Annotated in this window: 1 protein-coding gene; it reads right to left on the bottom strand. The window is 55.0% G+C overall.

All coding sequences use genetic code 11. The features are described from left to right. Positions 1-282 (bottom strand): GspE/PulE/PilB domain-containing protein (locus tag J0A66_RS23145; RefSeq protein ID WP_500676681.1); only part of this gene is annotated, 282 nt, incomplete at both ends.

Genomic DNA, 282 nt, shown 5'->3' with positions numbered 1-282 from the left:
CAATTCCTGGGCAAAAGAGGCGATGTCTTCGGTGCGTCGATAATGCCGGTCAAAGGCAGACAACAACTGCGACTCCCGCACAACGGCGACCCGGATTGGCTTTTTCAGTAAGTTAGCCAGGGTGTCCAACGCCGCCAAATCCGCCGGATCGCTCATGCCCACCAGCACGTACTCAGGATTATTATCCAGCACTAGCGCCCGATACCGGCGAGCCTGCACTTCGGGTAACAACTTGATGGCATCTGGCTGCAGTGACCTTGTACTGATATCAATAAAGGGCAC

Source organism: Bowmanella dokdonensis, assembly GCF_017254865.1.
Taxonomy (GTDB): domain Bacteria; phylum Pseudomonadota; class Gammaproteobacteria; order Enterobacterales; family Alteromonadaceae; genus Bowmanella; species Bowmanella dokdonensis.
This window is presented reverse-complemented; position numbering and strand designations above follow the sequence as displayed.